This window comes from Italian clover phyllody phytoplasma str. MA1 (assembly GCF_000300695.1).
GTDB lineage: Bacteria > Bacillota_I > Bacilli_A > Acholeplasmatales > Acholeplasmataceae > Phytoplasma.
In genome coordinates, this window is record NZ_AKIM01000044.1 from 1 (window position 1) to 9,227 (window position 9,227).

At 27.2% G+C, this 9,227-nt stretch carries 4 protein-coding genes; all 4 read right to left on the reverse strand.

What is annotated here, in order from left to right:
- Positions 1-976: 976 nt before the first annotated feature.
- Positions 977-2,938, reverse strand: a complete 1,962-nt coding sequence (gene uvrB, locus RI01_RS02080; RefSeq protein ID WP_017193012.1) for an excinuclease ABC subunit UvrB — start codon at positions 2,936-2,938, stop codon at positions 977-979.
- A gap of 19 nt (positions 2,939-2,957) precedes the next feature.
- Complete coding sequence (gene uvrA, locus RI01_RS02085) at positions 2,958-5,771, reverse strand: excinuclease ABC subunit UvrA (protein WP_017193013.1); 2,814 nt, start codon at positions 5,769-5,771, stop codon at positions 2,958-2,960.
- A gap of 48 nt (positions 5,772-5,819) precedes the next feature.
- Positions 5,820-7,562 (reverse strand): excinuclease ABC subunit UvrC, encoded by a 1,743-nt coding sequence (uvrC, locus tag RI01_RS02090; protein WP_017193014.1) that lies wholly within the window; start codon positions 7,560-7,562, stop codon positions 5,820-5,822.
- 304 nt (positions 7,563-7,866) lie between these two features.
- Positions 7,867-8,670, reverse strand: a complete 804-nt coding sequence (locus tag RI01_RS02095) for a Bax inhibitor-1/YccA family membrane protein (protein ID WP_017193015.1) — start codon at positions 8,668-8,670, stop codon at positions 7,867-7,869.
- Positions 8,671-9,227 lie beyond the last annotated feature (557 nt).

Here is a 9,227-nt window from a genome sequence, read left to right on the forward strand (position 1 = left end):
TATATTATAAGATAGTAAATATACAATTAACAAAAGTATATAATCTTAGTGAGATCGATTATTATTAAATTCTTGTAAATGTTTAGATCTTTTAGAAAAATATCGCATTAAATTGACTCAATTAACGAATCAACAAGGTTTTTATAATAAAGAATATTTTGACAAATTAAAAGATAATTTGATTAAAAACAGTTTAAAAAGAGATTTTTTAGTAATTATATTTTAAAAAATATCCAACATATTGTTGATAAGTTTGACCTTTTTTCTATTGAAGAGTTAGTAAAAATTGTTCATAATCCTATTATGAAAAGATTTACTTCCAAACATCATGAAGCGGAACGCGCGATAATCGCTTTATCCTCTAAATATTATGACTTATGGAGAATAGTTGTTTTTTTGAAACAGGACAAGAGAGGGTGCGACTATATTCAAAAGAAAATGGGCGAATTAACTTCAAAACGCAAAACAAAAAGTTGAAAAAATAAAGGAATTAATGGCTTTTTATTATGGCCGTTTAATAACTGAATAATGTTTGCAAAAACAATATCATCAAATCAAATCCCAAGCGAACCCTAGTGATCTTACCTCTGCGAGACAAAATCTTTAGAATTATTATATTTTAATGAATATACTAAATTTAAAGAAAATATCACAGCTAAAGATTTGAATCTTAAAACATTCAGATATTTATCAACTCAACAAAAAGAATAATATATAGAACAAGTTGAAAAAGAAGCTTATCAAAAAGCGGTCAAAATCATCAAAGAAAAAGAATTTTAATACCTAATTTTAATACCTATGGTTTAGACATTTATACCCAAAAAAAATATTTTCTCAATAAAGAAGAATTATTGGCAGAATTAAAAAAGAGAAATATAGATTTTAACTTTCCAAACTAAATATATCTCTAACAAAAATAAATAATTGCTTCAAATAAAAAAGATCCTAAGAGGATCTTTTTTTTACGTTATAAAGATTAAGATTTTTTAATGTTTTTGATTAAATCTCTATAAATAACAGCTTGTTCAAAATTTAACTGTTTAGCCGCTTCTTTCATTGACTTTTGTAGTTGTTTTAAATCTGGCTTATTTTTGTGGTTTTTGCTAAAAGACAATAAAGAGGCTTCTTCTTTTTGAGTTTTTTGTTTGTCCATAATAGTTTTTTTTACAATAGTTTTGATAATAGGAGTCGGTTTAACATTATGAACACGGTTATATTTCTCTTGAAGAGTTCTACGACGTTGCGTTTCTTCTATCGCTTCTTGCATAGCGTCAGTAATAACATCACCATAAAGAATGGCTTTACCGTTAATATTACGTGCCGCTCTGCCAATAGTTTGAATAAGGCTTCTTTTATTTCTTAAAAAACCTTGTTTATCAGCGTCTAAAATAGCCACTAACGAAACTAATGGCAAATCCAACCCTTCTCTTAATAAATTAACTCCAATTAAACAATCATAAGTGCCGATCATTAAATCTTCTAAAATAACTAATCTTTCTAAAGATTTAATTTCGCTATGTAAATAAGCCACTTTGATGCCTAAATCTTTTAAATAACTAGTTAAATCTTCGCTCATATTAATAGTGATAGTGGACACTAAAGTTCTTTCATTCTTTTCCGCTCTTTGTTTAATTTCAAAATATAAATTTTCAATTTGATTTTTAGTAGGACGAACTTCAATAATAGGATCTAGTACAAAAGTAGGACGAATAATTTGTTCCACAATAGGTAAATTTTTATTTAATTCATAATCGCCCGGAGTAGCTGATAAATAAATTATTTTATCCATTTTTTTTTCAAATTCAGGAAATCTAAGTGGTCTGTTATCTAAAGCGCTCGGTAAACGGAAGCCATATTGAACTAAATTATTTTTTCTTGAAAAATCGCCTGCATACATTCCTCTGATTTGAGAAACGGTCACGTGAGATTCATCAATAATAGTTAAAAAATCATCCCCAAAATAATCAATCAAAGTGGTTGGCATTTCGCCTGCTGCTTTCAAAGATAAATGTCTGGAATAATTTTCAATGCCATTGCAATAGCCCAATTCTTGCAACATTTCTAAATCGTATTTAGTTTTCATTTCTATTTTTTGAGCTTCTACTAGTTGGTTTTTATCTTTAAAAAAAATTATTTGTTCAGTTAATTCTTGTTGAATGCGCAAAATAGATTCTTCTAATTTCTCTTTATCAGTAGCATAAAGAGAAGCAGGAAAAATAGTGATATCTTCTAAATTAGCTAAAATAACACCATCAACAGTGTTAAACAATTTAATTTCTTCAATTTCATCATCCCAAAAAATAATTCTTACCCCTTGTGTGGTATCAGAAGAAGGAACGATATCTATCGTATCTCCTCTCAACCTAAAAGTACCTCTTTTAAAAGAGTAATCATTTCTTTGGTAATTCAAGCCGACTAATTGATTAACCAATTCTTTTAAAATATATTTCATCCCTTTTTCTAAATAAAGAATAGATTTTTTGTAATTCTCAATATCACCTACACCATAAATACAAGAAACAGAGGAAACCACGATTACATCATCATGATTGATTAAAGAATTAATAGCGCTATGACGCATTTTATCTATTTCATCATTAATTAAAGAATCTTTTTCAATATAAGTATCATTACGGACTACATAAGCTTCTGGTTGATAATAATCAAAATAAGAAATAAAATATTCTACTTTATTATCAGGAAACATGGTTTTTAATTCGTTAAATAATTGTCCAGCTAAGGTTTTATTATGAACTATAATCAAAGTTTTTTTATTTAATTTATGGATAATATTAGATATAGTAAAAGTTTTGCCTGTCCCTGTGGCACCAATCACAATCTGCTCTTTATGACCTTTATCTAAATTAGATAATAATTGTTCGATAGCTTTAGGTTGGTCTCCGCTAGGTTTATATAAAGTTTTTATTTTAAAAGTCATTTTCCTTTACCTTTATTATCTATGATTTTATCTTTAAGATTTGCTTTAAATAATATCCCGTATAACTCTGAGCATTCTGGCTCACTTCTTCTGGTGTTCCTTGAGTCACTATATGTCCTCCATGAACTCCTCCACCAGGACCTAAATCGATCACATAATCAGCATTTTTAATGACATCTAAATTATGTTCAATCACCACTAAAGTCGCTTTTTTATCTGTAATACGGTGTAGAACTTGGATTAATTGTTTAATGTCTTCAAAATGTAGGCCCGTGGTTGGTTCATCTAAAATATATAAAGTATCCGGAGTAATTTGTTTATATAACTCACTAGCCAGTTTAATTCTTTGGGCTTCTCCTCCAGAAAGAGTAGTGGAATTTTGCCCTAACTGCAAATAACCTAAACCAACATCTTTTAAAAATTGGATATGTTCTTTGATTCTTTTATGGTTATCGAAAAAGACTAAAGCTTCATCAACTGTCATATTTAACACATCAGCAATATGTTTGCCTTTATATTTAATAGTTAAAGTGTCTTTTCTGAAACGACTTCCATGACATTCATCACATGTAACAAAAACATCAGGTAAGAAATTCATTGAAATTCTTCTAATCCCATCGCCATAACAACGTTCGCAACGTCCTCCTTTAACATTAAAGGAAAAACGTCCTTTTTGATATCCTCTGGTTTTGGCTTCATTGGTTTGAGCGTATAATTCTCTTATTTTATCAAAAAGACCCGTATAAGTAGCCGGATTGCTCCTTGGAGTTTTACCAATAGGAGATTGAGAAATTTCCACTATTCTACGAATATATCCTTGATCATCTACCATATTAACATTGTTTTCATCTTTGAAAAAACGATTTTTTTTATTTTTTAAATTTTTCAATAAAACGTTATTCACTAAAGTGGATTTTCCGGACCCCGAAACGCCCGTCACAACGTTAAAAACACCTAAAGGAAAAACAACGTTAATCTTTTTTAAATTATTTTCAGAAGCATTTTTCACATGAACCACTTGTTGAGGATTAATGGTGCGTCTTTGTTGCGGATAAGCGATGTCTTTTTGGTTGGACAAATATTGACCCGTTAAACTGTTTGGATTTGCCATCACTTCAGAAGGAGTGCCGAAAGCAACTACCTCTCCGCCATAACGACCCGCTAAAGGACCAATATCGATTAAATAATCAGAGGCTAACATCGTATCTTTATCATGTTCTACCACTAAAAGAGTATTGCCTAAAGCGGTCATTTTTTTCAAAGCAGCAATTAAATTATCATTATCTTTTTGATGCAAACCAATGGAAGGTTCGTCTAAAACATATAAAACACCTGATAATTTAGAACCAATTTGAGTAGCTAAACGGATTCTTTGTGATTCTCCACCTGATAAAGTACTGCTTTTGCGTTCTAAAGTTAAATAACTCAAACCGATGTCTTGCAAAAAAGATAATCTTTGAGAAATTTCTTCCAATGGTAAAGCCGTAATTTGTTTTTCTTCTGGTGATAATTCTAGATGATCGATAAAATGAGCTAATTCTTCAATCGACATTTGCGTCAATTCATAAATGTTTTTATTATTAATTTTGAAAGTTAAAGCAGCTTTATTAATTCTCGCTCCTAAACAACGAGAACAAGTTTCTTCAATCAGGAACTTTTTAAACCAACTCATAACGCTTTCGTTTTGAGATAATTTATCATAATAATATTCTAAAATAGTAATAACGCCCATTTTCATTTCAGGTTGTTCGTGTTGGTTATTGTTAAGATCAGCTTTACCGTACAATAAGATGTCTAATAATTCAGGTTCTAAATTGTTTAAAGGAATATTCATATCAATTTGATGGTAAGCACAAAATTGTTCTAAATCTTGCATTTTATTGTAAAAATCTCGGTGTTGTTGGTAAAGAATGAAACCACCTTGATTCAGAGACTTATTAAAAGCAAATAAAAGTTTTTGGTCAAATTTATTTCTAATCCCTAAACCTTTACAAGTTTCACAAGATCCTAAAGAAGAGTTAAAAGAAAATAAACTCATATTTCTTTCTGGTATGGTAAAATCAAGATCATCATTGCTATAATTAAGATGAAATTTTAACATTTCTTGATCATTCAACCAAACAAAGACTTTTTCTTTGACTAAAGATAAAGATAAATCTAAAGATTCGTTTAATCTACTTTCTATCTTATCTTGTATTTTTAAACGATCAATAATAACATTAATATCATGTTTTTCGTTTTGATTCAAAAGAGGGATTTCATCCAAAGAAAGGATTTTTTGATCTACCATCACTCTATTAAAACCATCTTTAATTAAACGTTTAAAAAGTTTTTGGTGATTACCTTTTTTTTGTTGCACTATAGGAGACATTATCACGATTTTACTATCCAATTCCAATTGTGTAATCTGTTGAACAATTTGTTCGGTAGTTTGAATTTGAATAGGTTGATCAGTATGAGGATTATAAGGGACGGAAATATGAGCGTAAATAACTCTTAAATAATCATAAATTTCTGTAATAGTGCCAACAGTGGAACGAGGATTGTGAGAAATAGTTTTTTGATCAATACTAATAGCTGGACTTAATCCTTCAATTTGATCCACATCAGGTTTTTCAAAATTACCTAAAAATTGACGAGAATACACACTTAAAGATTCTATATACCTTCTTTTACCTTCTTGATATAAAGTATCAAAAGCTAAAGATGATTTGCCTGAACCAGAAACACCGGTAATAACAATAAATTTAAATTTAGGAATATCTAAATTAATATTTTTAAGGTTATGCACGCGGGCGCCTCTAATTTTAATGATTGTATTATTATTAGACATAAATATAGTTTTAAAGCCTTTCTATTTGAGAAAAATATTTTTTCAAATTTAAGAATATTTCTTTTTTATTTTTTCTAAAAAACTACAAGGAATATTTAATTTTTGAAAATCTTGACAAGAAGCGTTTTGAATGTCTTCAATATTTTTAAAATGTTTTAATAAAGTTTGATACCTTTTCGCGCCTAAACCTTTTATATCGGTTAACAAACTATTTTTATCTTCCTTTTTTTTTAATTGAAGATGAAAATTAAGAGTAAAACGGTGTACTTCATCACTTATTCTTAATAAAAAAAGGTATAAATTACTATTTTTATCTAAAACGATGGTTTTATCTTCTAAAAGTAATTCAGTTAGTTGATGTTTATTATTTTTTTTCAAAGCTCCTAGTTTAATATCTAAATTTAAGTAATCTAGGGCTTGTTTACAAGCGTTAAATTGAATTTTTCCACCATCTGCTAAAATCAAATCCGGCATTTGCACACCCATTTGTAAAAACCTTTGATAATGTCTAATTAAAACATGATGAAAAGCGTCATATTCGTTTTGATATTCTTTTTCTAACGTAAATTTACGATAAAATTTTTTATTAAATTTCAATTCTTTAAACACTATCATAGCAGTCACAAAAGATTGGCCGAATAATTGCGAATTATCAAAAGCTTCGATATAATCAATCTTTTTACCAAAAATATGGGATAATTCATCTAATGATTCTTGCATAATTTCAAATTTAGATTTATGGACTAAATTGTATTTCAATAAATTTTCTTTAGCGTTTTTTAAAGATAAAGCGTATAAATCGCCTTGATTTTTTTTCGAAACAATACGAATTTTCGCTTTTAAAATGTTTTGAATATTAGGTTTATCCAACGCCATTTCTTTGCCTAAAATAATTTCTTCGGGAATGATTTGTTCTTGATAATATAAATATAAATAAGTTACTATATTTTCAACCACATCGCTTACATAATTAAACACTATTTGATGGTTATCAAAAACATTGCCGCGATGCATTCTTAAAATATATAAAGATATATCATCTTCATTATAATAAAAAGCAACGATGTCGCAACTTTTTAATTTATTATCATTGATAAATTGTTTTTCCACTATTTTATTTAAATTAAACAAAAGATTCTTATATTCGATAGCTTTTTCAAATTCCAATTTAGAACTAGCTTCTTCCATAGACTTTTTTATTTGTTTAAAAATTTCTTTATTATTGCCTTCTAAAAATTTAACTATTAAATTAATGTTAGATTGATAATCTACTTCTTTTTGAGCGCAAGGCCCTAAACATTGGTTAATATGATAATAAAAACAAGGTTTTTTGCCGATAGGTTGGCATCTTCTTAAAGGGTAAACTTTATGCAATAACTTAACTGTTTCTTTTAAACTTTCTGAATTAGGATAAGGTCCAAATAACCTTTTCCCTGGAGGAATATTTTTATACCTAGATATAATCAAGCGAGGGTGTTTTTCGTTAGTAATTTCAATATAAGGATAAGTTTTATCGTCCATTAATTTAAAATTATATTTAGGCGAATAACTTTTGATTAAATTAGCTTCTAAAATTAATGCTTCTAATTCATTATTAGTTAAAATATAAGAAAAATCAACAATTTCTAAAACTAAAATACCGGTTTTTTTATTATGAGAGCCGGTAAAATAACTTTTCACCCGGTTTTTTAAATTTTTAGCTTTACCTACATAAATCACTTCTTGTTTTTCGTTCTGAAACAGATAACATCCTGGTTCATTAGGTAAATTTTTAATTTTGTCTAATAACATCTTTACACCATAAATTTTTGATTTTTTTAGCAAAAAAAATATTAAAAAGTTTTGATATGATTGTTTCCCTATAAATAAATTTGATGAAGATTATAAGTAAAAAAATAAGATGTGATTAATAAGTTATTAAGATTATTAATTTATCCTAAAAACTTATTAATCACATCGTTTGGGAATGACTTTTATAAATTATAGAACAGAAAAGAAACCAGTTCTTTTATGTTCGATTCTATCTCGTATTGGTCTTATTAATTCAACGAAATAATTGTCAAAACGAAATTATAATCTTATTTGGGTATGAAATTCAAATGATTGAATTATTCTTTTTTTCTAACATTGTAAGAATTAAAATTCTCGCTATTTGTTCAAAAATTAATATTAAAGTCGTTAAGAAAGCGAAAGCTAAAGACCATTCGTATTTTTTAGAAATATCAAATTTCATGATTTGTTCAGCATTATCAAAATCTATCGCTAAGAAAGCAGAACCTAAAACTAATAATACTCCACTAATAGCTAATTGAGGCCAATAATCGCTTAAATAGTTTTGATCACTAATGAAGCTTACAAGCATGTTAATCATTAAAAAAGCGAAAATAACTATAGAACTAACTAAAACAGATATTCTAAATTTATTATTAACTTTTAAAATTCCTTGATAATATAAAAAATGCATAATTAAGAAAACAACCAAAGTGCCAATAACTGAAATAGCTAATATTGAAACGATCGCACTATAAGCGCCAGTTAATACTGATATCAAACCAAAAAAACCACTAATCAATATACCTTTAGAAACGGCATACATAATAGCGAAAGGTTTTTGATTCATCTGGCCAGCAAAAATACTAACCATAATAGATACAAAACCTAACATGGAAGCAACGCCGATAGAAGAATATAATAAATTAGCCTTCACACTTTTATTGCCTGCAGCTATAAGGGAAATTAAAGAAAAATGCAATATACCTGATACCAAAACCGTTAACAATAATATCATCGTTTTGGTAGCAACGCCTTTTTTAGTGGCAGTTTCAAGAGTTCTAACTTGATTAGCTGCAAGGGCTTGTTCTCTTATTTGTCTAAAAACAACATTTTCTTTTTGTTGCATAGAAAAATTACCTCTTTTTAAATTTTCGTTTAAATTTATAAATAATTATATATATTTAATAATAAATCAATAATAAAATTTGTTTTATTTTAACATTTCAATATTGAATATTTTTGATTTATTGTTTAAATTGTTTAATTCATAATACGAACTACAATGTTTATTCAAGTTTTAATTATGATATATAGATAAATATTTCTTCAATTATTGTTTTATTTCAGATATATCATTCTTTTGGTATTTATATTTTTTATTTTACGAATAAAACATATAATTAAACAAGCATTCTTCTATATCGTAATTTTAAAAGAATTAGAAATAAGTTAATATCCTTCATCCTCCATTAATCAATACTTTTAATTGAATTTGTTACGAAAAACAATTTTTATATAATATATTATAAATATCAACTTTTAATTACTTTTTTTATATTTTTAAAAGTTTATATTTATGTCTATATTATAAACTTTTAAAATTAAAAGTCAACTTTTTAATTTACCTTTTTTAAATTTTTTTAATATTAAACATGATTAGTTCCTTTCGGATAATTTGTAATA

Bases quoted from the DNA above. Each gene is read 5' to 3' on its own strand.
- uvrB (WP_017193012.1), bottom strand. From the start codon at position 2,938: ATGACTTTTAAAATAAAAACTTTATATAAACCTAGCGGAGACCAACCT.
- uvrA (WP_017193013.1), bottom strand. From the start codon at position 5,771: ATGTCTAATAATAATACAATCATTAAAATTAGAGGCGCCCGCGTGCAT.
- RI01_RS02095 (WP_017193015.1), bottom strand. From the start codon at position 8,670: ATGCAACAAAAAGAAAATGTTGTTTTTAGACAAATAAGAGAACAAGCC.
- uvrC (WP_017193014.1), bottom strand. From the start codon at position 7,562: ATGTTATTAGACAAAATTAAAAATTTACCTAATGAACCAGGATGTTAT.